23 protein-coding genes and 2 tRNA genes are annotated in these 25,574 nt (G+C 41.7%); 12 read left to right on the plus strand and 13 right to left on the minus strand.

The window, feature by feature from the left end:
* Window positions 1-3: 3 nt before the first annotated feature.
* Together SOI82_RS05130 and pyrE are read right to left on the minus strand one after the other, a co-directional pair.
* Complete coding sequence (locus tag SOI82_RS05130) at window positions 4-855, minus strand: tRNA-modifying protein YgfZ (protein ID WP_320668284.1); 852 nt, start codon at window positions 853-855, stop codon at window positions 4-6.
* A complete protein-coding gene (pyrE, locus tag SOI82_RS05135) occupies window positions 852-1,436 on the minus strand; it encodes an orotate phosphoribosyltransferase (RefSeq protein WP_320668285.1) in 585 nt (194 codons plus the stop codon). The genes SOI82_RS05130 and pyrE overlap by 4 nt, the downstream gene beginning before the upstream one ends.
* Window positions 1,437-1,545: 109 nt before the next feature.
* Between pyrE and SOI82_RS05140 the strand changes: the two genes are divergently transcribed.
* The 3 genes from SOI82_RS05140 to SOI82_RS05150 all read left to right on the plus strand — a co-directional run bounded on the left by SOI82_RS05140 (window position 1,546) and on the right by SOI82_RS05150 (window position 3,955).
* Window positions 1,546-1,618: transfer RNA gene (locus tag SOI82_RS05140), tRNA-Ile, on the plus strand.
* Window positions 1,619-1,630: 12 nt separating this feature from the next.
* Window positions 1,631-2,917, plus strand: coding sequence for a hemolysin family protein (locus SOI82_RS05145; RefSeq protein WP_320668286.1), 1,287 nt, complete (start codon window positions 1,631-1,633; stop codon window positions 2,915-2,917).
* Between the two features lie 33 nt (window positions 2,918-2,950).
* A complete protein-coding gene (locus tag SOI82_RS05150; RefSeq protein ID WP_320668287.1) occupies window positions 2,951-3,955 on the plus strand; it encodes a Gfo/Idh/MocA family oxidoreductase in 1,005 nt (334 codons plus the stop codon).
* 324 nt (window positions 3,956-4,279) lie between these two features.
* On the opposite strand, the gene SOI82_RS05155 is transcribed toward SOI82_RS05150, so the two are convergent.
* Complete coding sequence (locus tag SOI82_RS05155) at window positions 4,280-4,423, minus strand: photosystem II reaction center protein K (RefSeq protein WP_320668288.1); 144 nt, start codon at window positions 4,421-4,423, stop codon at window positions 4,280-4,282.
* A gap of 30 nt (window positions 4,424-4,453) precedes the next feature.
* Window positions 4,454-5,572, minus strand: a complete 1,119-nt coding sequence (tgt, locus tag SOI82_RS05160) for a tRNA guanosine(34) transglycosylase Tgt (protein ID WP_320668289.1) — start codon at window positions 5,570-5,572, stop codon at window positions 4,454-4,456.
* Window positions 5,573-5,637: 65 nt separating this feature from the next.
* Here tgt and cobS point away from each other — a divergent pair, with 65 nt between their 5' ends.
* Entirely contained in the window at window positions 5,638-6,426 is a 789-nt protein-coding gene (gene cobS, locus SOI82_RS05165; protein WP_320668290.1) for an adenosylcobinamide-GDP ribazoletransferase, read from the plus strand.
* Here the strand turns inward: cobS and SOI82_RS05170 are convergent.
* A complete protein-coding gene (locus SOI82_RS05170) occupies window positions 6,395-7,531 on the minus strand; it encodes a HAMP domain-containing sensor histidine kinase (protein ID WP_320668291.1) in 1,137 nt (378 codons plus the stop codon). The genes cobS and SOI82_RS05170 overlap by 32 nt on opposite strands.
* A gap of 383 nt (window positions 7,532-7,914) precedes the next feature.
* Here SOI82_RS05170 and SOI82_RS05175 point away from each other — a divergent pair, with 383 nt between their 5' ends.
* On the plus strand, window positions 7,915-8,283 hold the full coding sequence (locus SOI82_RS05175) for a DUF3155 domain-containing protein (protein WP_320668292.1): 369 nt from the start codon (window positions 7,915-7,917) through the stop codon (window positions 8,281-8,283).
* 12 nt (window positions 8,284-8,295) lie between these two features.
* Here the strand turns inward: SOI82_RS05175 and SOI82_RS05180 are convergent, their stop codons facing one another.
* Window positions 8,296-8,904, minus strand: coding sequence for an alpha/beta hydrolase (locus SOI82_RS05180; protein WP_320668293.1), 609 nt, complete (start codon window positions 8,902-8,904; stop codon window positions 8,296-8,298).
* 62 nt (window positions 8,905-8,966) lie between these two features.
* Between SOI82_RS05180 and purH the strand changes: the two genes are divergently transcribed.
* Window positions 8,967-10,523, plus strand: a complete 1,557-nt coding sequence (gene purH, locus SOI82_RS05185; protein WP_320668337.1) for a bifunctional phosphoribosylaminoimidazolecarboxamide formyltransferase/IMP cyclohydrolase — start codon at window positions 8,967-8,969, stop codon at window positions 10,521-10,523.
* 96 nt (window positions 10,524-10,619) lie between these two features.
* On the opposite strand, the gene SOI82_RS05190 is transcribed toward purH, so the two are convergent.
* From SOI82_RS05190 to sfsA, 4 genes are all read right to left on the minus strand, one after another.
* Complete coding sequence (locus SOI82_RS05190) at window positions 10,620-11,180, minus strand: DoxX family protein (RefSeq protein WP_320668294.1); 561 nt, start codon at window positions 11,178-11,180, stop codon at window positions 10,620-10,622.
* Window positions 11,181-11,307: 127 nt separating this feature from the next.
* Window positions 11,308-12,522: a 4-hydroxy-3-methylbut-2-enyl diphosphate reductase gene (locus SOI82_RS05195; RefSeq protein ID WP_320668295.1), complete on the minus strand. Its 1,215-nt coding sequence runs from the start codon at window positions 12,520-12,522 to the stop codon at window positions 11,308-11,310.
* A gap of 109 nt (window positions 12,523-12,631) precedes the next feature.
* The gene (locus tag SOI82_RS05200) at window positions 12,632-14,095 is read right to left on the minus strand and encodes an ammonium transporter (RefSeq protein WP_320668296.1); all 1,464 of its coding nucleotides are present in this window, start codon (window positions 14,093-14,095) and stop codon (window positions 12,632-12,634) included.
* A gap of 169 nt (window positions 14,096-14,264) precedes the next feature.
* Window positions 14,265-15,014: a DNA/RNA nuclease SfsA gene (gene sfsA / locus SOI82_RS05205; RefSeq protein ID WP_320668338.1), complete on the minus strand. Its 750-nt coding sequence runs from the start codon at window positions 15,012-15,014 to the stop codon at window positions 14,265-14,267.
* 82 nt (window positions 15,015-15,096) lie between these two features.
* Between sfsA and murJ the strand changes: the two genes are divergently transcribed.
* Window positions 15,097-16,704: a murein biosynthesis integral membrane protein MurJ gene (gene murJ / locus SOI82_RS05210; protein ID WP_320668297.1), complete on the plus strand. Its 1,608-nt coding sequence runs from the start codon at window positions 15,097-15,099 to the stop codon at window positions 16,702-16,704.
* Here murJ and SOI82_RS05215 read toward each other — a convergent pair.
* Entirely contained in the window at window positions 16,691-16,954 is a 264-nt protein-coding gene (locus SOI82_RS05215) for a cytochrome-c oxidase (RefSeq protein WP_320668298.1), read from the minus strand. The genes murJ and SOI82_RS05215 overlap by 14 nt on opposite strands.
* A gap of 25 nt (window positions 16,955-16,979) precedes the next feature.
* On the minus strand, window positions 16,980-17,270 hold the full coding sequence (locus SOI82_RS05220; RefSeq protein ID WP_320668339.1) for a DUF3181 family protein: 291 nt from the start codon (window positions 17,268-17,270) through the stop codon (window positions 16,980-16,982).
* A 90-nt stretch (window positions 17,271-17,360) separates the two neighbouring features.
* Between SOI82_RS05220 and SOI82_RS05225 the strand changes: the two genes are divergently transcribed.
* From SOI82_RS05225 to SOI82_RS05245, 5 genes are all read left to right on the plus strand, one after another.
* A tRNA-Arg gene (locus SOI82_RS05225) sits at window positions 17,361-17,434 on the plus strand.
* A gap of 118 nt (window positions 17,435-17,552) precedes the next feature.
* Complete coding sequence (glyA, locus tag SOI82_RS05230; RefSeq protein WP_320668299.1) at window positions 17,553-18,821, plus strand: serine hydroxymethyltransferase; 1,269 nt, start codon at window positions 17,553-17,555, stop codon at window positions 18,819-18,821.
* Window positions 18,822-18,832: 11 nt separating this feature from the next.
* Window positions 18,833-20,107 (plus strand): competence/damage-inducible protein A, encoded by a 1,275-nt coding sequence (locus SOI82_RS05235; protein ID WP_414153524.1) that lies wholly within the window; start codon window positions 18,833-18,835, stop codon window positions 20,105-20,107.
* Window positions 20,108-20,141: 34 nt separating this feature from the next.
* Complete coding sequence (gene leuC, locus SOI82_RS05240) at window positions 20,142-21,557, plus strand: 3-isopropylmalate dehydratase large subunit (protein ID WP_320668300.1); 1,416 nt, start codon at window positions 20,142-20,144, stop codon at window positions 21,555-21,557.
* Between the two features lie 18 nt (window positions 21,558-21,575).
* Window positions 21,576-22,205, plus strand: coding sequence for a 3-isopropylmalate dehydratase small subunit (locus SOI82_RS05245; protein WP_320668301.1), 630 nt, complete (start codon window positions 21,576-21,578; stop codon window positions 22,203-22,205).
* 65 nt (window positions 22,206-22,270) lie between these two features.
* Here SOI82_RS05245 and SOI82_RS05250 read toward each other — a convergent pair whose 3' ends face one another.
* On the minus strand, window positions 22,271-25,468 hold the full coding sequence (locus tag SOI82_RS05250; protein WP_320668302.1) for a DUF3769 domain-containing protein: 3,198 nt from the start codon (window positions 25,466-25,468) through the stop codon (window positions 22,271-22,273).
* Window positions 25,469-25,574: the final 106 nt, after the last annotated feature.

A 25,574-nucleotide genomic window follows, 5' to 3' on the forward strand; every position in this document is an offset into this window, starting at 1 on the left:
TCTTCAATCTCCTTTGGGAAGAGCGACAAAGCCCAGAGGCATTTTAATCCTCATAGTCCTTAAATCTTTCTCAAGAAAAAGCTCTTCTTCTAACAAAACCGAACGTTTTAACATTGCCAAGCCATAGCTGCAATCTCTTACTGAATCAATCACCGAAGAAGTAACTAAACCGACACTCTCCTTAGTATCTAAATTTGAAAAAGCTTTAACTATCCTTTCCCCAACGGAAATTTTACCGTCACATTCCCAAAATCTAAGTTCCTGTTTCACCTTGCCCAAATTAGCCAATTTCGCCAATGTTTCTTGTCCTAAATAACAGCCTTTATTGAGACTGATCAAATCGAACAAACCCAATTCATAAGGGTTATTTTCTCCATTTAACTCACCCTTTGAAATTGGCAACCCCTGCTCTATTCTCCATCTCTCAAAATTTTCTGGAGCTGCCGATTCAAAAGGCTTTAGTTCATTTGGTAAGGATTGATCAGGGTATAGCCAAGACACCTCATTAAACCTTTGGGGATTGGGAGAGGCCAAATATTGGACTCTCCTTATAGTGCTCAGAGGCTTTATCTGTACTTGATCAGCTGGGAATATGACCTGATCAAATCCTTTCACTAACTTTTCAGCATCTCCTCCAAGGATCAAAATCTCTGCCCCCTCATCCAACAAGCGAATTTCCAATAAGGCCCTAACTCGACCTGTACTACTCAACCAACAGCCATGAACAAATGTATCTGGATTGGCACTTAAACAATCTACGGTTGTCTGTCCATGGAGAAAAGATCTAGTCCCTCTACCCTCAAGCCTCAGAAGAGGCATCATTTGATCCCAAAGAAGTTTTCTATTTCTAGTCATTGCATAAATGAATTTGCCCTTAACTCAATCTCCTTAAGTAGAAAAAGACTAATCAGATCTAAGCCTTCATTCTTCATTGCAACATCTCCTCCTTCCTGACGATCGATAATAGTGACAACACGCTTAACGCAAAAACCAGCCTCTCGTATTTGATTAACTGCTTTCAAAGAAGATCCACCTGTTGTCACTACATCCTCGAGAATTGTTACTAAAGAGCCTTTTGGAGGAAGAGGGCCTTCAAGCCAAGCACCTGTTCCATGCCCTTTGGCCTCCTTTCTAACTATAAGACCGTCGAGAGAGCGTCCCATTTGTGCTGCCTTCATCACTACACCACTAACAAGAGGATCAGCTCCCAGGGTTAAGCCTGCGACAGATAAAGCATCATCCTGTACTTGATCCAAAAGCAAAGTACTTATCAGTGAAAGGCCCACACCACTAAGGCTTACAGGCTTGCAATTGACATAATGAGCACTTTTTCGGCCAGAAGCCAGCGTGAAATCCCCAGAACGATATGCTCCTCCTGCAAGCATGTTGAGAAGTTTGTCTTTACAAGCCTCCTTAGTTGTGGGGAGAGCAACCATAGTGACTAATGGGTTTCAGAATCATTTCCTAGTTTGGTATAAACAACCGTAATTGTTATTTCTGCAAGGTCTTCATTATTATCAAGCAACTTTGATAGATCCAACATAAGGGGGTCTAGCAATCTGGTGAATGCACCGAACTCATAATTCGGCTAAGGCGAGTTCGATCCTCGCGACCCCCATCAAACCCATTAATGAGACTGCTAATCCTAGGATTATTGCTTGTTCTACCAGCATTTTTTGCTGCTGGAGAAGTCTCTCTGTTGCGACTACGACCTAGCCGTGTACAACGTTTAGTCGAAGAAAGGAAACCAGGAGCAAAAGCAATTAATCGGCTTCAGCGTCGCTTGCGAAGAGCTTTAATGGTTTCACAACTAGGCGGAACTCTTGCTTTAGTAACTCTTGGATGGATAGGTAGGGGGCTAAGCGCCCGCTGGTGGCCTAATGAACAGCCAGCAAGTCGAATCTGGGATCTGAGTCTCTTCCTTGTAATAGTTCTTCTGGCGACAATAATTGCTGGCTTTCTTCCAAAAGCGCTAGTTCTTAATAGACCAGACACCGCAGCTCTTCATCTAGCGCCTCTTCTAGAAGCTGTCATGAGAGCCTTGGCTCCAGCACTCGCGCTCCTAGAGGCATTCACATCACTACTACTGCGTTTAGTTGGCTTAAATGCGAAATGGGATTCATTAGTACCAGCATTATCCGCAGAGGAGTTAGAAACCCTTATTGAAACAGGTGGTGTAACTGGGCTACGTCCTGATGAACAAAACATTCTTGAAGGTGTTTTTGCACTACGAGATACTCAGGTCCGAGAAGTAATGGTGCCTAGATCAAGAATGGTCACCCTCTCATTGGATGTTCAATTTGCAGAACTAATGCAAGAGGTCCACCGTACTCGTCATGCTCGGTTCTTAGTAATAGGCGACTCTTTAGATGAGGTAAAAGGAGTTCTAGATCTCAGAGAACTCGCCGAACATATTTCCAAAGGAACATTAAAAGCAAATACACCACTTAGGCCCTATCTAAAACCCGCCAAAATGGTTCTTGAGGCAAGCACGCTAGCTGAACTTTTACCACTATTCCGTAGTGGTAATCCTCTCCTTGTAGTGGTAGATGAGCATGGCGGAACAGAAGGACTTGTCACTGCTGCAGATTTGACAGGTGAAATAGTGGGTGACGAGCTACAGGCAGATAAAGAAGAAACACCTTTAAAAGCTTTAGAAGGTCAACATGGGCAATGGGTAGCCACAGGAGATTTTGAGATTCTTGAACTAAACCGACAATTAAACATTGATTTACCGGAATCTGCTGATCACCACACACTCGCTGGATTTGTTCTTGAGAAACTCCAACATGTTCCTGTATCAGGAGAAACCTTCATATACAAAAATGTTCAATTTGAAATCTGCTCTATGAAAGGCCCAAGAATAGATCTTGTAAAACTGATATTTACCACAAATGCTCAAGAGGGAAATCAATAGTCGATAATCAATCAGAACAACAATATCTATCGAATGACTCCACCAATGATTCCAGTAAAGGTTGGAGTTATAGGTGTAGGCAACATGGGATGGCATCATGCCAGAGTCCTTAGTCTTTTAAAAGATGCCGAGCTAATTGGTGTTGCCGACCCAGACAAAGAAAGAGGCCTCCTGGCTACTCAGCAGTTTGGATGTAAATGGTTTGCGGACTATCAAACACTTTTAAAGGAAGTAGAAGCAGTATGTATTGCCGTGCCTACTTTGCTTCATCACAAAGTAGGCATTGAATGTCTTCAAGCAACTAAACATGTATTAATCGAAAAACCAATCGCGGCAAGTCAAGAAGAAGCTTCTTCATTAATCAAAGCAGCCAGTAAAGCTAGTCGATTACTACAAGTAGGCCACATCGAAAGATTTAACCCAGCATTTCGAGAATTAATCAAAGTAGTAGCCAACGAAGAAGTTGTAGTACTAGAAGCTCGCCGACATAGCCCTAATGCAGATCGTGCAAATGATGTTTCGGTAGTACTCGACCTGATGATCCATGACCTGGATCTAATTCTGGAGTTAGCGCAGGCACCCGTTGTGAAATTATCTGCAGTTGGAGGGCGCAGCACTGATGGACCTATCGATTATGTAAATGCCACCCTTGGTTTCAATAATGGAGTTATTGCAAGTCTGAGTGCAAGCAAAATGAGTCACAGAAAAATTCGAAGTTTAAGCGCACATTGCAGAGGGAGCCTTGTTGAAACGGACTTTTTAAACCACACGCTCCAAATTCATCGTCGTGCTCATGAGTGGTACTCAGCAGACCATGGGGAATTGTTATACCGAAATGATGGTTTCGTTGAAGAAGTAAGTACAACCTCAATCGAGCCTCTTTATGCGGAGCTGGAACATTTTCTGCAATGTGTAAGAGGACGAGAAAAGCCTGCTGTAGATGGCCAACAAGCTTCAAGGGCCCTAAAACTTGCAGATTTAATAGAGAAAGCAGTTGAAGAACCTCAACGAGAACTTTGTCTAGAAGATTGGGTATAAATATCATCTTCTATGCTTCAAAGCTCATGGAATATAACGAGTAACCGCTTTATCAAAGCTCAGCCTATTCAATTGAAAATAATAATTTAAATCCAAAAATCAAGCAGATTTCTTCTGGAACAATACCCCATGGACCTTGAAACTTCTTTTTTAATTAACTCGCAAAGATTAATGTTCTATTTTATTTCTTCTGGTTAAAAAAAAACACAAAAATATTTCCGGCTGAAAATAGGCAGCCAGAAATAAAAACTTATAAAATCTTGTTTGGATGGGCGACTTTTAAGACTTTTAAGGCCCTTGGTCTCTTTCTTCCTTTAATTCCGCTTAACGGAACCCAACTGCTGCTTGCCAAACAAAAACTAGCAAGAAGAAGAAAATAGGAATTAGTGGTAGCACATCCACAGTTGGAGCATAGGCCTGATAAGCCTCAGGCAATTGAGCCAGCAAGTCAAAAGTAAAGGCTGCCATCCCTAGGAATTTATGGTCGTTCGACTGACGCTACCACGTGTGATGTGCTTTCGAGTCTGATTTCCATGGAGCGAAATCCTCTGAAAAACATCCTTCAATAATTGATTGCCTTATCGCGTTAGTAAAACGAATCAAATTAGTAAGGTTGTGCAGACTCAAAAGCGTTAAACCAAGGAGCTCTCCACTTCTAACAAGATGATGAAGATATGCCCTGCTGTAAGTGGTACAAGCCTCACAGGTACAGGTTTGATCTAAAGGTTGGTAATCTTCGCGAAAACAAGCATTTTTCAAATTCCAGCGTTCATCTCTAACCAAAGCAGCACCATGGCGGCCTAGTCGAGTAGGGAGTACGCAATCAAAAAGATCAATACCGTTTGCAACAGCAATTGTCATTTCTCGAAAAGTACCTATCCCCATTAAATACCTAGGCCGATCCTCTGGAAGCAGTGGCGCAACCTCACGCACAAGTTTGTGTATTTCTTTTATTGGCTCTCCAACACTTACTCCTCCAATTGCTATACCAGGAAGATCAAAACTCGCAACAGTTTGAGCACTCTTTTCTCGGAGGTGTAAAAAGCATCCACCTTGCACAATGCCAAAAAGAGCTTGATCTGGTTGATCGTGAGTCTCTATACATCTCTCAAGCCAGTGATGGGTGCGATCACAAGCATCCTCTACATCATTCTCTGTAGCTTGATAGGGAGGGCACTGATCAAAAGCCATAGCGATATCAGACCTGAGAGCCATCTGGATCGCAATTGCTTTTTCAGGAGTCAAATGAATATGACTGCCATCACGCGGATTCCGAAAAGAAACCCCTTGATCATCAATCTTATTTAGCTGGGCCAAACTAAATACCTGAAAACCCCCTGAATCAGTAAGGATTGGTCCAGTCCAACCCATAAATTTGTGCAAGCCTCCAGCAGCATGAACTACTGCCTCGCCAGGCTGCAAATGCAAGTGGTACGTATTAGCAAGAATCATCTGAGCACCCGTTTCTGCCAGTTGGCTAGACGAGACCCCTTTAACAGTCCCTAAGGTGCCCACTGGCATAAATCTTGGAGTCAGCACACGCCCATGGGGGGTAACAAAACAACCCGCTCTAGCATTGGTATTAGGGCACTGAGCCTTGATCTGAAAATCAAACACATCCAATTTTGCAAACAAGGCCTAAGTCCATTAAAGCTTTAGCTAACCAAACTCTCGTTTGAGCTTTGAACTTACTGAAATTTCGCACCCTAAGCAATTTCACATGGCCGAGAGACCTTGCAGGAGCTTGGATTTTCTATACTGTTCTACCTTTCTTTCCATGGATAAAGCCACGATTTGAGCGTATTGCCCGATTCGCCCCCTTGATCGGAATAGTCATAGGCCTCGTTCAAGCGGGTTTATGGGTACTACTTTCTCGAATCGGCTGGGAGAAAGAGTCAATAGCTCTTCTGACCATTGGAGTTGGAATTTGGATTACTGGAGGGCTTCATCTGGATGGACTAATGGATACTGCTGATGGACTTGCCGCAGGAAAAGTTAAATGTTTAAAAGCAATGAAAGACAGCAGAGTTGGGGCGGGTGGAGTACAAGCTTTAATTATTATTCTTCTAATTCAATTGGCAGCACTAATTAAACTTAATTCTCTTGTTCCACTTGCTATTCCAATAGCAACATTCTGGGGTAGATGTGCACCATTCTGGGCAATTCAAAAATTCTCTTATCTCCACAAGAATGGTGCAGGTTCATTCCATAAGCTGCACTGGAAGAGGTTCAGCGAACTAAAAGCAACATTGATTGCTATTACAGTTTTCTTGTTGATTTTAAACCTAACGCCAATCAAATCAATTAATCAATTTCATGCAACAATTGGTTTGCTAAGTGGTGTTTTTCCTGCTTTTATTTTTCCGGAACTAATAGGTCACAAACTGGGTGGTCACAATGGTGATTCCTATGGAGCATCTGTTGTTTGTGTAGAAACATTTATGCTTCTATTTCTGGCATTGTTTCTTTAGGAAGGGTTAAGTAAAAAGCATTGCCTTCTTTTGGCAAAGTAGAGTCAACTTCTGAAGGAGGAATTATTAATTTGAGCTCTCCACCTATCTGTTCTGATAATTGGAGTCCTAATGCCAAACCAAGACCACTCCCAGAACAATCATTAGTATCTTTTCCTCTGACACCTTTTTGAAAAATCCTTTCTCGTTCATCTATAGCGATTGGTGTGCCTCGATCCCAAACACACAGTCCACTTTCATTTATAAAAAGGCCTATTGGAATCGTCGAAGAGCTATAGCGAAAAGCATTCTCCAAAAGATTGGCCACAATTTCAGCAATTACTCCATCGCCTGAAGGCCTAGGCCTATTTGTCCAAACTGGCCATTCCCTGGGTCCGAACCATTTACGCCCTTGCAAATGTGCAGTAGCAGCCGCTCGTTCAATTAATGGCTTCAGCAAAGATTGCACATCTAATGAAGGTCCTCCAGCGAAAACTGGAGGGAGCAACAATGAAGTAGGTGGTCCATCAAATGAAAGCAGTTTTGACTGACTCAGTTCATCAAGTGCAGATACATATCTATTGAGCTGATCCTGCTCACTCAACAAGCCTTCAACTAGAACACGATGATTACTATCAGGTCCAAGTTTTCGCAAGAGAAGTTGTGCATATGTCCGCAACGCAGCTAATGGATTCCGCAACTGATGCACCATGAGCCCTATTTGCTCACGTTGTTGAGTCAGTTCATCAAGAAGTCTTCTACGGTCAAGTTCTAACCCAAGACACTGTGCAAGTGCTGCTGCAGTCGCCTGCAAGCGTTGATCCAGTTTTTCAGACCAAGCTTGATCCCCCCCAATGCATTCAGCCCTAAGGACTCCTAGCAAGATGGAACCTTCTTGAAGCGGATACCACCTTCTATCAGGGGATGGAGCGCGAAGTCCCGGATCATCTTCTACAGGAGGCAAAGCTCTACCAAGACTTGGCCATTGCCCTACAGCTTCCAAACTTGGAGATTGACCATCTTTAGACTGAGCCACATAAACGACCAGACGCTGAACGCCAACCTCACTGTCAAAACTTTTTAACTGCTGTTGAACAAGATTCAAAAACCGTTCCGATAACTGCATAGTCATCTATCCCCGGTTGATTTGATAGCAGATTTAGCTCTAAATCGACAGAGCGAAAAAGTTGAAAATTCAAAAAAAAGTATTAAGATGGAGGTATCGATCGTCACAACACTTTCCCGTTTGTTGCTTAAAGGTCGACTCGGCAGCATCGCACGCACAGTGCTACCAAAGCTACAGCACAGACAGATGAATTCTGTCTATGAAGCGGTCGAGTTGATTTTTGCACTAAATAACTTGTCCTGGTTTTACTACGACAAAAATTACTCGCGGATCTCTGTCGGTTGTGACTCTCACTACTCGTGCAATAGCCCGAGATTTTACAAAGAACGGCATTCAGCCGCTTCAGTTCTCTCCCCATCTCACTCCTAAACGAGTTCACTTAAATGTCAAAAAAGCGCAAGCGGATCAGCCGCAGACGCCTAGCTGGTCAGAGGGTTTTGGCTCATGTCCCAATATTCCATCTCGAGACAGGAGAGCACAAACCTGTTACAGCAGCCCGTCGTTACATAGCAGAGATTGGGCTCTCTTCACCAGCAATCTTGAATGTCCGCCGAAACGAGCACACAACCGACAGGTTTTTCTGGGGTGAAAAAGGCCTATTTAGTGCCCAATACGCGGAAGAAAATCATTTTCTATTCCCTTCACTTAGATCAATAGTTGACGCTATCGGCGAATCTCTCATTTTTGAGGGCCTTGAGCTCACAGCAGACGACTGGGAAGAAATTGAAGAGTATGAATATGCATTTGTTTGAAAATATTTGATATCAAACCAACCATTTATCAAGTGCCTGTTGAATTTTAATTATCAGCTCTTCAGGAATTTGGTGCCCACCTTCAAATATCAAAAGATCGACGTTTCCTTGCTGTGCTTTGAAAAAAGTCAGTAATTTTCGAGAAGCATCAATCGGAACAACTTCATCCTGCAGTCCATGTATCAATAGGACCGGTGGGAAATTTTCTGGCGGGCTCCAATTCGGATGTGGATAAGCACTGCAACCAATTAATCCCGCCAATGGGAGCTCACATCCAGAAGCTAATGCCATCGCTCCACCTTGGGAGAAACCAAGAATTACAGTTTTCTCTAAACCGATCGAAGTTCTACAAAAAGCCTTTATTCGAAGCTTAAGAGCATCAATCGCTGCAGGCACCGAAGACCAATCAGGGGGAAACAATCCATACCACTGGCGCCCAGAACCACCAGGATGCAGCTGAGGAGCCCGAAGTGCAATTAATTCAAGTTTGTTCCTCTTCAGTCCTTTTCTTAGCACTTGACCAAGAGAAATCAAATCCTCAGCATCTGCACCCCAACCATGTAGCAAAATCAATCTATGGGTGGCACCCGCAGTACCTTCACAAATAAGTTCGTTTTCCATTCCAGTAATTTGCATCTCTAGTGCGTAGGTTGACGAATGGAATGCCTCTCCCCTTATCTCTAATGGCACCAATAGCCTTGTTAAGTGTTTCAGATAAAGAAGGCTTAGTGCCTTTAGCTAAAACCCTCACTGAAGACTATGGTTATCAAATCATTTCTAGTGGAGGCACCGCAAAAAGCCTTGAAGAAGCAAATGTTGTAGTTACAAGAGTAGCTGACTACACAGGGTCTCCAGAAATACTTGATGGCCGAGTCAAGACTCTCCATCCCCGAGTGCATGGTGGCATACTTGCCAAAAGAACTGAATCAACACATCTAAGAGATTTAGAGCAGCAAAATATCTCCAAAATTGATTTAGTTGTTGTCAATCTCTATCCCTTTCAGCAAACGGTGACAGATCCAAATGTGCACTGGGAAACTGCGATTGAAAATATAGATATTGGTGGTCCTGCAATGGTTCGAGCAGCAGCAAAAAATCATTCTGATGTTGTAATTCTCACTAATCCAAATCAATACCGCTATTTCCTCGATGCATTAAAAGCCGATCAAGTCACAGAACAAATGCGTCAAAAATTCGCTCTGGAAGCATTTGAACACACTGCAGCATATGACGTTGCTATTAGTAACTGGATAGCAGAAAAGCTAAAGCTAGACAAATCACAATGGCTAGAGGTTTTGCCTCTACAGCAAAAGCTCCGCTATGGCGAAAATCCCCATCAATGTGCATCTTGGTATAGCTCAAAGAACAAAGGCTGGGGTGGCGCTACTCAACTTCAAGGCAAAGAATTGAGCACAAATAATCTGCTTGATTTAGAAGCAGCACTATCGACAGTTCGCGAATTTGGCTATAGCAATGATGAGACAAATCCTGATAAACAAAAAGCTGCGGTAGTTGTTAAGCACACAAATCCATGCGGTGTAGCAATAAGCACTTCGTCCTGTGATGCCATCAGTCGCGCACTAGAAGCAGATCGAGTTAGCGCATTTGGTGGAATAGTTGCACTTAATTATTCAGTAAATTCAGAAGCAGCAACTTTACTAACTAATCTTTTTCTAGAATGTGTTGTTGCACCTTCTTTTGATAAAGGAGCAAGAGAAATTCTATCCAAAAAGCCAAACTTGCGACTTTTGCAATTAACTCCAGAGTCCCTAACCCAAGTTAGCAAAAATCATGCGAGAAGTATATTAGGAGGTATCTTAGTGCAGGATCAAGATAATCAAATAATAAGGCCCGAAAGCTGGAGGGTAGTCACAAAGCGGTGCCCCACCGAAAAAGAAAAGAAGGATCTTGCTTTTGCCTGGAGTTTAGTAAGACATGTACGATCAAATGCAATAGTAATTGCTTCTTCTGGCCAAAGTTTGGGAATAGGTGCTGGCCAAATGAATAGAGTAGGTTCAGCTAAATTAGCCCTAGATGCTTCTGGAGAGAAAGCAAAAGGCGCAGTTTTAGCAAGTGATGGCTTCTTTCCCTTTGATGACACCGTAAAAATGTCAGGTGAATATGGAATCAAAGCAATCATCCAACCAGGAGGAAGCATTAGAGATAAAGATTCAATCGCAGCCTGTGACGAGTTAGGAATTACCATGCTTTTCACAGGCATGCGTCATTTTCTCCATTAACTAGTTTCTCTTCACTGATTATTTCTTTAGGATTGGATTTAGATAAACTTAATTTCAACAATTGAATAATTAAGTTAATAATAAATTGAGGCCATCTCAACTTTCACTTTTTGGATAGTAAGTAATGGTATTTGTCTTTCTGAATGCAGACAATCTTCCAGGGCCTGCGCATGCAAAATAAAATGCTATTGCTGCATAAATAGCAGACAACTCAAAATTATAGTTATGATTTTCTACTACAGCAAATGGGAATCCTTCCAAGCCCGTATCAACTAGATGAAAATAAACTGCAAATATCATTGTAGAAAAAAGACCCAGTGCTGAAATTCGAGCAAAGAATCCAATAGCAAGTCCCACTGGACAAATCAGCTGGGTCAAAGCTGCTGCATAAGTCCAAATAACAGGGTTTCCAGGGAGGAAGCCAAAATATTTTCCTACAACAAACTCAGCAAAGCCTTCTGGGTCCTGAAGCTTCTCCAATCCATGGTGAATCATCAACAAACAAAAGCCGATGCGAAGAATAAATAAAGCCAATTCAGCAGTGATGTTGACTTCACCCTGTGAATTTGGACTCTGGACGACAACCTCAACCTTGGGAGGTGCCTTTGAGGCATTTAAATTAGGGGTTGAACTCAATTGGGATTCGCTTTCTTCCATTTGAGGCAAGTTTCAGCCAAAGCATCTTACTCCTACTTCCTTTCCATCAAATCAATTAGTGAAATAGAAGGAATAGCTATTAAGTAAAAAACAATTTTCGAATCCCCCTCCAAGTCAGAACTTTAAATTAATTAGTTAAAAGCTTACGCTCACTCAGCTTAATCAACTTCTGGATCACATGTTCAACAACTCTGTCAGGGGTAGATGCACCTGAGGTAATACCCACACAAATATTTCCTTCAGATAAAAACTTCTCCTCCTCCACTAAGGAATGACCTAATGGCATATGAGTAATAGTATTTTCTATCTCATTAATTCTCTCCGGTGCATCTATATGAAAAGAGCGAAGGCCTCTACTAATTGCAATCTCTTGTAAATGAGTAGTATTAGAAGAATTAAATCCACCTATTACAACAAGCATATCTAATGGTTCATCAACTAAAGAGAACATTGCCCCTTGCCTTTCCTCTGTAGCATCACAAATGGTATTAAAGGCAAGAAAATGATCATTTAATTCCTTTGGCCCATACTTTTTCAACATCGTTAATTCAAACAACCGTCCTATTTCCTCAGTTTCACTTTTTAACATTGTTGTCTGATTAGCGACCCCAATACGGTTTAAATCTTTATCTGGGTCAAATCCTGAAGAAGAAGCTTTAGCAAATCGCCTAAGGAACTCATTACGATCTCCTTTCCCCAAAATGTAATCTGCAACATATTGAGCTTCTTCAAGGTCTAGTACAACAAGATAGGTTCCTGCAAATGAACTTGTGGCAAGAGTTTCTTCATGTTTGTATTTACCATGAATTATTGATGTAAAAGTATGTTTCTTATGCTTTTCAACGGTATGCCATACCTTTGAAACCCATGGGCAGGTGGTATCAATAATGTGACAACCTCGCTCATGGAGAAGCTGCATTTCTTGAACAGTTGCACCAAATGCAGGCAAAATTACAACATCACCATTCTCTACATCTGAGAAATCCTTTATCCCATTTTCTGCTGATATAAAGCGAACGTTCATTTTGCGCAAATGATCATTCACTGAAGGGTTGTGAATAATTTCATTGGTTATCCAAATTTGCTCATTTGGATAATGCCTTCTGGTTTCATAAGCCATAGCAACCGCCCTCTCTACGCCCCAACAAAAGCCAAACGCTTCTGCAAGCTTGACTTTTAATCTTCCATGCTCCAAGAGATACCCATTATCTCGAATAGAACTAATCAAATTACTTTGATAAACCTTTTCGAGCGCTTGTGCTCGTTTAGCAGGAGAGCCAAAACCTCTCCTGTTATAACGTTCTGATTGATGCAGCGAACGCTTAAAAGCTTGAGTATCCATATGAGGAAGGCTACATCTTTGCAGTGAATCTATTAGAAAATCCACAAGACTGACAAAAAAAAGCCTGGCTTATTGCCAGGCTTAATAAGAAAATGATTCCTGAAAAATCTTAATTACCAGACGACGCAAAATCAGGATAAGCCTCCATTCCATGCTCACCTATATCAAGACCTTGGATTTCCTCGGATTCGGAGACACGGATTCCTCCAAACAATCCACCGATCACTGACCAAGCAATCCAGCAAGTCACAACAGTCCAGATTGCATAAGCCAGGCAACCAATGAACTGAATCCAAAGCTGGCCAATTCCGCCACCAGTCAAGAGTCCAAGACCTGCTCCAGAGCCCTGGATGTCATAGCCCCAAAGACCAACAACTAAAGTTCCCCAGATGCCACAAACACCGTGAACTGAAAAAGCACCAACAGGGTCATCAATACCTAAAGAGTCAAGAGCGGATACTGAGAAGACAACAATCACCCCACCTATAACGCCCGCTAACCAAGCTCCTGACATTGTGAGGTTTGCGCATCCTGCTGTGATACTTACGAGACCAGCAAGAATTCCATTGATAATCATCGTTAAATCAGGCTTACCAGAGGTAAGAGTAGAAACAATGGTTGCTCCAATTGCTCCACCTGCAGCAGCCAGTGTTGTAGTAACAGCAACATATGGAACCCACTGATCCATAGCTAGCTGAGAGCCTGGATTAAATCCATACCAACCAATCCAAAGAACTAGTGCACCTAGAGTTGCAATAGCCATGTTGTGGCCAGGCATTGCCTGAGACTTACCATCTACAAATTTGCCGATACGAGGTCCTAGAAGCATTGCTCCTACTAAGCCAGCCCAAGCGCCAACTGAATGAACAATTGACGAGCCTGCAAAGTCAATGAAGCCTGCTTCGCTCAGCCAACCACCGTTCCACTGCCAACTTCCTGAAATTGGATAAATAATCGCTGTAAGTACTAAAGAGAAGACAACAAACTCTCCAAACTTGACACGTTCAGCAACTAGACCTGAAACGATTGTGGCTGCAGTACCTGCAAAGGCAGCTTGGAATAAGAAGTCAACGGTTGGAACCAATCCTGCTTCACCTATCACTTCAGGAGTAACAGTTGGATCAAAGAAAAGACCACTGAAGAAGAGCCATCCTGCAGCGACGGCATCGCCATACATTATCGAATAGCCAACAAACCAATATGCAGTTACAGCAAGAGCAAATACAAACAAGTTTTTTGCAAGGATGTTTACTGCATTTTTTTGACGGCACATTCCTGCTTCGACCATTGCAAAGCCTGCATTCATAAAGATGACAAGAATCGTCGCGACTAAAAGCCAAAGATTATTCGCTAAGAAAGCCGCATTCAAGTCAGGCAAATCAGCAGCATGCGCTGAAAGGTTAAAAAGGCCTAAACCTAAAAAAGCAAGTGGAACGCAGGCCAACCAAAGAAAAGAGCGATAAGAGCTCAATCCACGAATACTTCTTAGTAGAAGCATTGGTCCTTCAATTAAGCTGGCCTCCTGAAGGCGAGAGGCTCGTCTCCGTGGAGGTGCATGGAAAGCAGTGGTCATAGAAAATTTGAAGCTGCTAATTAAACGGGACTAGTTGGTCCAATTTGTAAAGTACAAAGATTGTCTAAAGTCGGCTTCAAGGAAGTGGTGGTTGATACAAAACCTTGAATCTCTAAGGGCAAATGAAAAGATCCTTATTAATCAGCCTCCAAAAAGGGGACTCCAAACTTTAACTTTTTAAAATGGGCCGTTTACCTTCCCAAGTGATTTTGTCTCGGTGAAATCCAAAACAGCATGGGATCACCTCAACTCCTTCAAGTACAGCCATCCGAAAAAGTTTTCCATAGGTAGGGTCAGCAGAATCACCAGGTGCAAAAAAATCCACATCATTTCTACTAAGACATGGAACTAGTACTGATCTAGCTTCAGGAAGTACACCAATAAGCTCCTTCAAGTGTTTTTGGCCACGCACAGTCACAGTGTCAGGGAAGCGAGCGATTTTTCCCTCTTTCCAAGTAGTGTTTTTCACCTCCAAATAAATCGGCCTTAAATCAGCAGATTCTGCTTTCGGCTTTATAAATAAATCAATTCTGCTTCGCCTTTCAAAACCATAAGGAACTTCTTGACGAATTTCGGATACTTGGCCCAATTCTTCTATCAAGTAACCAGATTCAATAACCAGTCGCACAAGTTTGTTAGGCAACGATGTATTAACTCCTACCCAACATGATCCACCTTCTTCATCAGGTACTTCTGCTTGCTCCCAAGACCAATCTAATTTGCGAGAAGGGGATGGTGAATAGCGAACTCTAATACGACCACCAGGATGCAAAATACCTTTCATGGGCCCAGTATTTGCGCAATGTGCAGTCACAATTTGCCCACCTTTTAATTCCACATCCGCTAAAAAACGCTTGTATCGCTTCAGCAATATTCCCTCTTCTAAGGATGGGAACGTAAGCAATGGCTTTACCACCATTGGGATTAATGCATTTCTGACATAGTGGCTCATTAAGAGCCCTAATCAAACCACTCAATGAACTGATTAACTCGGCCAACTAATGACGAGATCCCTCCAAAACATTGCTCTGGTCGTCACCTCAGGGACACTGGTCAGCAAAATTGGTGGCTTTGCCAGGCAACTCGTCATTGCAGGTACTTTTGGTATAGGTGCCGCCTATGACGCTTATAGCTATGCATATGTGCTGCCTGGCTTTTTTTTGATCCTTCTAGGAGGCATAAATGGCCCATTTCATAATGCAATAGTTACTGTACTTAGCCGCAAAACCAAAAAGGAAGGTTCATATATCCTCTCTGCAATACATACATTAATTAGTACCGGGCTAATTTTAATAACTGCAATTCTTGTCATTGCAGCAGATCCTCTAATTAAAATTTTGGGCCCTGGACTGAACACTGATATTCATAAAATTGCCGTATTTCAACTACAAATAATGGCACCTATTGCTTTATTAGCTGGTCTAATTGGCATTGGATTTGGCGCACTCAATGCTAATAATAAATTCTTCCTACCTTCAATATCGCCCTTAATTTCAAGTTTAACTCTAATGACCTTTACAGGCATTTTCTGGCTGAATAAAGGTGCAATTTACGAATCTCAGCAACTTGCCCTAATAGGTGGACTAGTACTGGCATTGGGAACATTAATAGGTGCATTAATTCAATGGCTTGTGCAACTTCCCACCTTATTTAAGCAAAGTCTTTTCAGAGTTAAGTTAATCTGGGATTGGCGACATCCTGGTGTCAAAGAAGTCTTAAATATTATTGGACCAGCAACACTCTCGTCAGGGATGTTGACAATCAACGTTTTTACCGATCTTTTTTTCGCATCTGGCATTGTAGGAGCTGCAGCTGGTCTTAGCTATGCAAACTTTTTAATTCAAGCGCCTTTGGGGCTAGTTTCTAATGCCTTGATAATCCCTCTTCTTCCTACATTTGCGAAGCTAACTAACTCAAATGAACAAGATTTACTAATCGCTAGAATTCGTCAAGGGCTCATGCTTTCAGCTGCAAGCATGATTGCTCTAGGCGCAATCTTCATAACTCTAGGTACTCCAATAGTTGCTCTTTTCTATGCAAGAGGAGCCTTTGAAAGTAACGCTATTAACTTAGTTGCAGCCTTATTAATTGCCTATGGCATAGGAATGCCAGCTTATTTATGTAGAGATTTATTGGTAAGGGTTTTCTATGCCCTAGGAGATGGTCAAACTCCTTTTTATCTTTCAAGTATAGGAATTATCTTAAATATTCTTTTTGACTGGGTATTAGTTGGAGGGCCAACTCCTTGGGGGGATCAAATGCCCTTTAATTTTGGAGCGCCAGGTCTTGTTTTGGCCACAGCTGCAATTAACTTCCTAACTTGCACAGCACTCTTATTTAAGTTGAATTCATGCATTGGAAGGTTACCTCTTAAAGAATGGAGCTTGGATGGGATCAAGCTACTGATAGCAGGGTTCACCTCTGGATTAGTTGCCTGGTTCATGAAAACAGCTGTGACATGGCCCGAGAATGGAATAGGACTATTAAGTCAAGTCATTCTGTCAGGGGCCACTAGTTTGCTTGTTTTTGGATTGATCGGTAGCTCCATGAAAATTAAAGAAGTCAAAGAATTATTCATACTTCTTACAAAGGGCATTATTCGTCTTTGAATGAAACCTCACGTTCTTGCCTGACCTTAATTGGGAACTCCAGCTGATTATCACGCGTCAACTTAGGTCCTTGAACTGAAACGATTCGAGCTTGAATACCAAATTCCTGAAAAGAAAGTTCTATCTCTTGAATCAAAGCTTTCTCTACCTGAGCTTCAGCATCAAGTACTTTCCCTATTAACCTGTCACCCAAAAGTCCTATGCGTTCACGCATTACTTCACGGGCATTGGTGACCTCGATAATCAACAAGGGGCCTCCCTAAGTTATTTCAACCTTATCTGCAATAAGGGTCCAAAATATCTTCAAGATCAAAAATCTGTCCTGACGGAATTAATCTGGACAGAGGTAATCGCATACTGCCTCCAGCCAGTGGTACTTGTACTGTCTCAAGTGCCTTTCGTGCAGCAACGTTTGACCCTTGATCCAAATGAGCCAGACATTCAATAGCAAGAGTTTCGGCTAACCCAGCATCTCCTAAATAAAGATGCCAACTAGCAACTTGAATATAAAGACGGTCACCTATAGCAATCTGAATATCACGCAGGTGAGACTGGTCAAAAGTCATAAGGAAAACTCCAATTTCTCTAATTGTGATATCAATTCGATTGCTTAGTTGACGAAGGTGCCCTTCATGGAGTGTGATTGATTTGGTCAAGCGCCTGTAGCTCAGCGGATTAGAGCATCTGACTACGGATCAGAGGGTCGGGAGTTCGAATCTCTCCAGGCGCGTTTTTTTAACTGCCCCAAGGGCAGTTTTTTTTAATTTGTGATCATAAAGGCAAAAATACTGCCCTGAGTATCCAATTGCGACGACTTTGCCTACTATCCCAAAGCTTCTAATCCCAAAATGGAGGTTGTCTCCTTGCTTTCGATTAACGCCGATTTAAAGGATGCAGATGCCCCTATTGCCTTTTTAATTGAAAAAGAGCAAGAACGACAAGAAACTCATCTAGAGCTAATTGCCAGTGAGAATTTCGCCTCTCGAGCGGTAATGCAAGCTCAAGGTTCTGCTCTTACTAACAAATATGCAGAAGGTCTCCCACAAAAACGTTATTACGGAGGCTGTGAGCATATAGATGCAATCGAGGAGTTAGCGATTCAACGCGCGAAGCAACTCTTTCACGCTAATTGGGCAAATGTTCAGCCTCATAGTGGAGCGCAGGCTAATTTTGCGGTTTTTCTAGCCCTCCTCAATCCTGGGGACACCATCATGGGTATGGACTTATCTCATGGCGGACATCTCACTCATGGCTCCCCAGTAAACGTAAGTGGTAAGTGGTTCAACGTCGTTAATTACGGCGTCAACAGAGAGAGTCAAAGGCTCGAAATGGAAGCAATAAGACAACAAGCGCTAACTCATAAGCCAAAGTTAATTATCTGTGGGTTTTCTGCATATCCAAGGACAATCGACTTTGCTGCTTTCAGCTCTATTGCCAAGGAAGTAGATGCCTATCTACTAGCTGATATGGCCCATATCGCAGGACTAGTAGCTGCAGGAGAACATCCAAACCCTGTTCCTCATTGCGATGTAGTAACTACTACTACTCACAAAACTTTGAGAGGTCCCAGAGGGGGGTTAATCCTATGCAGAGACGAAGAGTTTGGACGCAAATTCGACAAATCTGTGTTCCCAGGCAGCCAAGGAGGTCCACTAGAACACGTCATAGCGGCTAAAGCTGTAGCCTTTGGAGAAGCACTTCAGCCAAGTTTTCAAATCTATAGTCGCGAGATAGTAGCTAATGCAAAAGCCTTAGCAAAAGGTATTCAAGATCAAGGTATCGATGTTGTAAGCAATGGCACTGACAACCATATAGTGTTACTAGATCTTCGATCCATTGGCATGACAGGAAAGCTTGCAGATCGGCTGGTCAGTGAAGTCAGAATTACTGCGAATAAGAACACTGTTCCCTTTGATCCGGAGTCTCCATTTGTTACTAGTGGCATGAGGCTAGGAACTGCAGCACTTACTACTCGAGGATTTACTGAGGAAGCTTTTTATGAAGTTGCTGATGTAATTGCCAAACGTTTACTGAACCCCGAGGATGCCTCGATCCAAGGTCAATGTCTTGAGAAAGTTAGTGAGCTTTGTAGACGTTTTCCTCTATACAAAAAATAATCTCTAAAAACTTGTCTGAGCAACCAATCAAAAAACATGGCGTAGAAATTCTCTGTATTGGTACAGAGCTACTTCTTGGAGATATTCTTAACAGTAATGCGCGCTGGATTGCCAAAGAGTTAGCAATCTTAGGTTTACCTCATTATTTACAGACCGTTGTAGGAGACAATATTGCTCGACTCCAAAGAGCAGTTCTTGAAGCTGCCAAGCGCAGCAAAATTCTTATCACTACTGGAGGACTAGGGCCAACTCCTGATGATCTCACTACAGAAGCATTAGCCGCTGCTTTTAACATGCCACTAGAAGAAAAGACAGAACTTTGGATAGATATACAAAACAAAATGTCGGTCAACAGTCAAATATCAAGCCTTAGTAATCGTAAGCAAGCCCTGTTACCCTTCAATGCAAAGGTAATTCCAAATCGGTCAGGAACTGCTCCTGGAATGATCTGGCATCCCAAAGAAGATTTCACGATACTGACTTTCCCTGGAGTCCCTTCAGAACTAAAAGAAATGTGGACTGAAACTGCTGTCCCATGGCTCAAGCAACATGGAGGTGCAACAGATACTTTGATTAGTAAAGTTCTAAAATTTTCAGGAATTTCAGAATCCACTCTTTCTGATGAAGTAGCTGATCTTCTCAACAACAACAACCCCACTTTGGCTCCATATGCAAGTCTTGGGGAAGTAAAGTTACGTCTTACCGCTAAAGGGAAAAACATTGAAGAGGCACAAAAACTGCTTCTCCCTTTAGAACAAGAATTACGCAATAGAGTTGGGGTTAAATGTTATGGATCTGGAAATGAAAGCTTAGCTTCTGTTGTTCTTGAACTTCTACGACAAAGAAATGAAACACTTGCAATTGCAGAGTCTTGTACAGGAGGGGGGCTAGGGGCTGCCATATCTGCCTTACCTGGAGCTTCGGATGTCTTTGTAGGTGGAGTTATTGCATATAGCAATGCAATCAAAGAAAAGTTACTAGGAGTTCCCAAAGAATTAATTGACAATCACGGTGCTGTTTCAGAGGAAGTTGTCAGAGCCATGGCAAAAGGTGCTCGCAAAAAATTGAACTCAGATTGGGGAATCGCAATAAGCGGACTGGCTGGACCAGCTGGGGGCACTAAAGATAAGCCAGTTGGAACTGTTCACATAGCTGTTGCTGGTCCTAGAAGCTGTGAATCAAACCCACAAAATTTTGGAGCCAACAGAGGCAGAATAGGCATTCAACGCCTCAGTGTTTTAAATGGATTAGAACAACTCCGTTTGCTTTTGCTCTCACAGAGCTAATCTTTTCATTCTTGCAACTCCACTTAATTCAAAATTGAGCTCAGGAACGCTCTACGACAAAGTTTGGGATCTACACCGGGTGACTGATCTACCTGGAGGGTCTACACAGCTTTTTGTTGGACTGCATTTAATTCATGAAGTGACCAGCCCACAAGCATTTTCTGCACTGGAAGAAAGAGGTTTAAAGGTTTGTTGCCCTAATCGAACTGTGGCAACTGTGGATCACATAGTTCCCACAATTAATCAGAAGCGTCCTTTTGCAGATCCATTAGCAGAAGAAATGCTATGCACTTTGGAACGAAACTGCAAAACACATGGAATCCAGCTCTTTGGACTTGGAAGCGGTAAACAAGGGATCGTCCATGTCATTGCCCCTGAACTAGGTCTAACACAACCAGGCATGACAGTTGCTTGTGGAGATTCTCATACCTCAACCCATGGAGCATTTGGAGCCATTGCATTCGGGATAGGAACAAGTCAAGTGCGGGATGTTCTTGCTAGTCAAAGTCTTGCGATAGACAAACTAAAAGTCAAACGCCTTTGGTTTGATGGGAAATTAGGAAAAGGTGTTTTTGCAAAAGATCTAATCCTTCACGTAATTAGATCCTTAGGTGTTAAAGGAGGCGTTGGATATGCATATGAATTTGCAGGACCAGCAATAGAGCTCCTCTCCATGGAAGAGAGAATGACGATATGCAATATGGCGATAGAAGGAGGTGCTCGTTGCGGTTATATCAATCCTGATTCAACGACCTTTAACTACCTCCAAAACAGACTTTACGCGCCCAATGATGAGCAATGGCATCAAGCAATCAATTGGTGGCAAAGCCTTGCAAGTGAATCTGCAGCCATTTTCGATGATGAGGTTCACTTTGATGCATCATCAATAGCACCAACAGTTACTTGGGGGATAACGCCTGGACAAGGTGTAGCTATAGATGAAAATATCCCATTACTACAGTCTCTAAATCCAAATGAACGTCAAATAGCTGCAGAAGCCTGCGAATATATGGATTTGAAGCCTGGGGATAGTATTGCTGGTCTTCCTGTAGATGTATGTTTTATAGGAAGCTGTACAAATGGTCGTCTAAGCGATCTTCAAGCAGCAGCAGCAATTGCAAAAGGTCGACATGTAGCAAAAGGCCTCAAAGCTTTTGTAGTCCCAGGTTCCGAAAAAGTTGCTATAGCTGCTAAAAAAGAAGGTTTAGATATTGTCTTTCGAGAAGCTGGTTTTGAATGGCGAGAACCAGGATGCTCAATGTGTCTTGCAATGAATCCTGACAAGCTTGAAGGACGACAAATTAGTGCCAGTTCAAGTAATAGGAACTTCAAAGGGAGGCAAGGTTCCTCAAATGGGAGGACGCTACTGATGAGTCCAGCAATGGTTGCCGCCGCCGCAATAAATGGAAAAGTTACAGATGTACGAATCATGCTTCAAAACTTTGCCTAATAATCCAAGGAAAATTTCATGAGAACGAACTCTCCCTTCCCTCATGGCGAAATTAAAAAAGTGATCGGTCGATGTATTGTTTTGCATGGCAATGACATAGATACTGATCGCATTATTCCTGCAAGATTTCTTAAATGTGTAAGTTTCCAAGATTTAGGTAATCACGTATTTGCAGATGACAGAAAAGAGTTAAAAGGTTCTCACCCTTTTGATCTTGCTGTCAATCAAGGCAGCTCAATTCTTGTAGTCAACGATAATTTTGGTTGCGGTTCCAGTAGAGAACATGCACCACAAGCATTAATGCGTTGGGGTATACGTGCGGTAATTGGTCAAAGCTTTTCAGAAATCTTCTTTGGGAATTGTTTAGCACTAGGCATTCCTTGTGCGACCCTAACATCAGATGAAATCAACTATCTGCAAAAAGAAATTGACAAAAACCCTCAAAAGAATTGGGAGCTTAACCTTCTAACAAAGCTACTTAGTAATAGCGAAAATAACTTGAAAGTAAATATCGAAACCGGCCCTTTAGACATGCTTTCGACAGGTGAGTGGGATGCAACATCACAACTAATTAACAAAAAAGATTTATTAATTAAAACCATGAACAATATTCCTTATCTAAACAATTTTAAATGGCATAAAGAATAGCAAAAGTTTCACATCCAAAATCTTGCCAAGAATTAATCAATAATTTTTTATGTGCAAATTGCGAATCAAAATACAGAGTTTACCTGCTCCTGATTAAATCCAGGAGAAGCTGATGGCACAAAAGGAACTCCAGTACCACTAAAGTTAAAGTCATTCAAATGGAAACTAATGCCACCTATCCCACTTGAAGGTTTGTAGTAAATGCCTAAGTCATATGACCTTCTTTGCCAACGAAGCTCAACATTAGAATCAATGGTTTTACCATAATAATTAGAACCACCATCTATATTCAATTCAACTCCAGTAGTAAGCACTAATGGTCCAGCTACTTGCTGAGTCAGGCCTATTCCTAATGTCCCCAAATCAACAACATCATCAAAAGAAAATGGACTGCCACCTTGTTTTAATGAGCCACCAGAGTAAATAGAAAATTTCGTATAATCTAGAAAGGGCTTACTAAAAGTACCGAAAGTAATTGTAGGACCGCTTGTAAAACTAATTATTCTTTGGGTAGCACCACCCTCATATGAAAAATATGCCGTACTAAAGTGTGTATCAAGTGTTAAACCTGGAATGATAGGGACAGGGGAATAGCGATAAGCCGCATCATGAGTTAGTTTTGCAGACTGCCCTTCCCAAATCGTATATTTACTCTTTAAGGAAGAATATACATTAGCTCTCCAGAGTTCAATAAGACTTCCGCCCTTAGAGGTCTCTGCTTGATAATTTCCTACACCCACTCTAAAGCGATATGTATTACTTAAATCGCCCCAATCCCAAGTCTTTGATTTCTCTATAGAGCCCCCATAAGCAGTGTATATATCTGTTTCACCTATTGAGCCATTCCATACCCTATATCGATAAGCTCCAAACAAAGTAGTATCAACATTATTCAAAATAGGGAACGTCAATACTTTCTTTAAGTTCGCCCAGTACCTACTTCCATTAGCAATCCTTTCACTATTAAATGTACTAATGTTTCCATCTATCCTTGTATCGAAACCTAATGTTTTCCCCTTCAACCTAGTCTTTAATCCAAACAAATCAGATGTTTTAATTGAACTACGAATATTTTCAGATGTAACCGAAGAATCATTAGCAATATAACTATTAGTTTCATTTTTAATTGCACGTTGCAGAAGGAACTGAGGCTGAAGAGAAAGCTCATATCCTTTAGACAAATCTATTGGCTTGAAGGAACGACCCACAAACAAGCCATCTCTGTCTCCACGGTCTATTCCAATCACCCAGCGATTTTCAACACTCTCACTTCTTTTAATCCTTGTAGAGTTAACAATAGGAAGACTAACTCTCTCTTCAAAAATAACCCTACTACGCTTTGATGTTATTACAATATCTCCATTATTTTCTTCTTTTGCTACTACATTGCGAGCCTCAATTCGTGTCTGAGTTGGAGTAAAAGGATCATTACTAAAACTCATTCTATCTGCCTCCCATCCTTCTGGATTGAGTTTAATCTTTCCAGATTGAATTCTCCAACGAGTTATAGATCCACTTATAAGTTTGGAACGACCTTTCGGGTTTAATTGGGTAATCTTGACACTGCCTGGCTGATTCTTCTCTACTGTTTTTTCTGAAATATTCCTTATCCCAACTTTAGTTCGAATACCAAAACCTTCTTTACTCTGTAAGTTATAAATTCTTTGATCAATTAAAGCAATTGATCTTTTTCTTAATCGTTCTTGTTCTGAAAAGGAAAGAGCAGAAGACTTAGTCTTAGATAATTCAGCATTTACTTTTAATGGAGTATCTATCTCAAATCCATTTAGTTGCTCATGCTTAGAGAAAGGTTTTAGCTTTCTAAGTGAAATAGATTCTAAGCTCTCATTAATTTCCTTAGGATAATACTTAATTCTGGTCCCTGATTGAGAGCATCCAATAGGAGCAGGCAAAATTGTTTTTTCCGTTTGCTTATCTTCTCCCCAGCGATATCGAAATCCAATCAAATAAGCATTACTACCTCCTCTAACGCCTCCAAAAGTCCCAAAAGCACCAGAGCGATGATGAATTCGACCTACTAATGAAAACTGTTCTGTGACCTTTGCTTCTATTTCAGCCCCTAGATAATTCAATAGTTGTGATGCTTTGTTCCTATTTGTTTTTTCGTAGTTACTTAAAGAAGTGTTGTAACTAACGCCTTCTATAAACCCAACACTTAACCAAGGTCGCAACCAAACTCTTGCTCCTATGCCTAAAACCCCCTCACCAAAACTTTTTGCAGAGGTTGCAGCATATGGTCCATCTTGATAAGGCCCCCCTGCTTCTTCATTGGCAAAATGCCTAAATAAATCTGCTCCCAGTTCAATAGAGAAAGGACCATTGCGATAAATTCTTTTACTTAAGCCAAGACCTAAGAGATATTCATCTCTGGCATCACCAGCGAAAAGGAAAGACTCACCAAAGTCAGAATCGGTCATCGCCCCACCCCAGGCCGTTACCGCCCAAGGATGTTGATGCCAAGTAGAGATAAGCGGCAAAGCAGGTGGGCAGGCAACATCACCTTTTTCCTCAGTAGGCGATAAAAGCGCTGAGAATGGTTTATTAGGCCTGGCCCATGAATTGAGGGGTGCAATTAATTGGCTCGAAGGAAGATCTAAATCATTTTTTTTCTGAGATGATTCTAAAAAAGGCTGCTTAAAACCAAATTGAGAATTTTGGATAAGAGATGAAGACTGCTTTTGCCCTGGAGTTTCCGAGAGAAGCGACTTTCGATAAGTATCTGAAGAAATAATCTTCAGATCTTCATCTAAATTCTCAAGGTCAAGCACGCCATATACATCTTTTAACTCACCAATTTTTTGAATTAGGTTGTAACGAAAAGAACTGGCCTGGAAATATTGAAAACCCTTTTTAAATCGAACTCTTCCACTGGCAAGAAGAGTGTTGAAATCCCTGTCAAACTCAATACGGTCTGCTTTAAGAATGGCTCCATTTAGTATTGCGCTAACCCTTCCTTCTGCGACGAAACGCTTCTGTCGAGAGTCATAGCTTTGACGATCTGCTCGCAGTTGCAATTCAAGAGGTGGACTTAAACCATTGATAGAAGGGCCATTTTTTGTAAGGCCGCGAATGAATAAATTTTCATTGGAAATATTGGGAGTGTCTCCATAAGAAGCCTCTTTTCCCTTAGAGCGAATATTTGGGAGATTTGTTTCAGCCTTAGCAATTTCAAAAAAATTGAGAAAACTAAAGACACCTGAACCAATCAGCCCGGCAATAACGATATGCGGGCCTTTCGACACCTAGAACTGCCTTCTAAAGCCCGTAATCTTCCCATAAACAACCATCACACTGGATAGAACAGGTCCAGTATGTGGCGTGACTAAAGAAAGGCCTTTAAAACACTTT

It is taken from the genome of Prochlorococcus sp. MIT 1307, from assembly GCF_034092395.1.
Classification (GTDB): domain Bacteria; phylum Cyanobacteriota; class Cyanobacteriia; order PCC-6307; family Cyanobiaceae; genus AG-363-K07.

Coding starts and splice junctions, on each gene's coding strand:
- SOI82_RS05130 (WP_320668284.1), bottom strand. CDS start 855: ATGACTAGAAATAGAAAACTTCTTTGGGATCAAATGATGCCTCTTCTG.
- pyrE (WP_320668285.1), bottom strand. CDS start 1,436: ATGGTTGCTCTCCCCACAACTAAGGAGGCTTGTAAAGACAAACTTCTC.
- SOI82_RS05145 (WP_320668286.1), top strand. CDS start 1,631: ATGAGACTGCTAATCCTAGGATTATTGCTTGTTCTACCAGCATTTTTT.
- SOI82_RS05150 (WP_320668287.1), top strand. CDS start 2,951: ATGACTCCACCAATGATTCCAGTAAAGGTTGGAGTTATAGGTGTAGGC.
- SOI82_RS05155 (WP_320668288.1), bottom strand. CDS start 4,423: ATGGCAGCCTTTACTTTTGACTTGCTGGCTCAATTGCCTGAGGCTTAT.
- SOI82_RS05170 (WP_320668291.1), bottom strand. CDS start 7,531: ATGCAGTTATCGGAACGGTTTTTGAATCTTGTTCAACAGCAGTTAAAA.
- SOI82_RS05175 (WP_320668292.1), top strand. CDS start 7,915: ATGTCAAAAAAGCGCAAGCGGATCAGCCGCAGACGCCTAGCTGGTCAG.
- SOI82_RS05180 (WP_320668293.1), bottom strand. CDS start 8,904: ATGGAAAACGAACTTATTTGTGAAGGTACTGCGGGTGCCACCCATAGA.
- purH (WP_320668337.1), top strand. CDS start 8,967: ATGGCACCAATAGCCTTGTTAAGTGTTTCAGATAAAGAAGGCTTAGTG.
- SOI82_RS05190 (WP_320668294.1), bottom strand. CDS start 11,180: ATGGAAGAAAGCGAATCCCAATTGAGTTCAACCCCTAATTTAAATGCC.
- SOI82_RS05195 (WP_320668295.1), bottom strand. CDS start 12,522: ATGGATACTCAAGCTTTTAAGCGTTCGCTGCATCAATCAGAACGTTAT.
- SOI82_RS05200 (WP_320668296.1), bottom strand. CDS start 14,095: ATGACCACTGCTTTCCATGCACCTCCACGGAGACGAGCCTCTCGCCTT.
- sfsA (WP_320668338.1), bottom strand. CDS start 15,014: ATGGTGGTAAAGCCATTGCTTACGTTCCCATCCTTAGAAGAGGGAATA.
- murJ (WP_320668297.1), top strand. CDS start 15,097: ATGACGAGATCCCTCCAAAACATTGCTCTGGTCGTCACCTCAGGGACA.
- SOI82_RS05220 (WP_320668339.1), bottom strand. CDS start 17,270: ATGACTTTTGACCAGTCTCACCTGCGTGATATTCAGATTGCTATAGGT.
- glyA (WP_320668299.1), top strand. CDS start 17,553: ATGGAGGTTGTCTCCTTGCTTTCGATTAACGCCGATTTAAAGGATGCA.
- SOI82_RS05245 (WP_320668301.1), top strand. CDS start 21,576: ATGAGAACGAACTCTCCCTTCCCTCATGGCGAAATTAAAAAAGTGATC.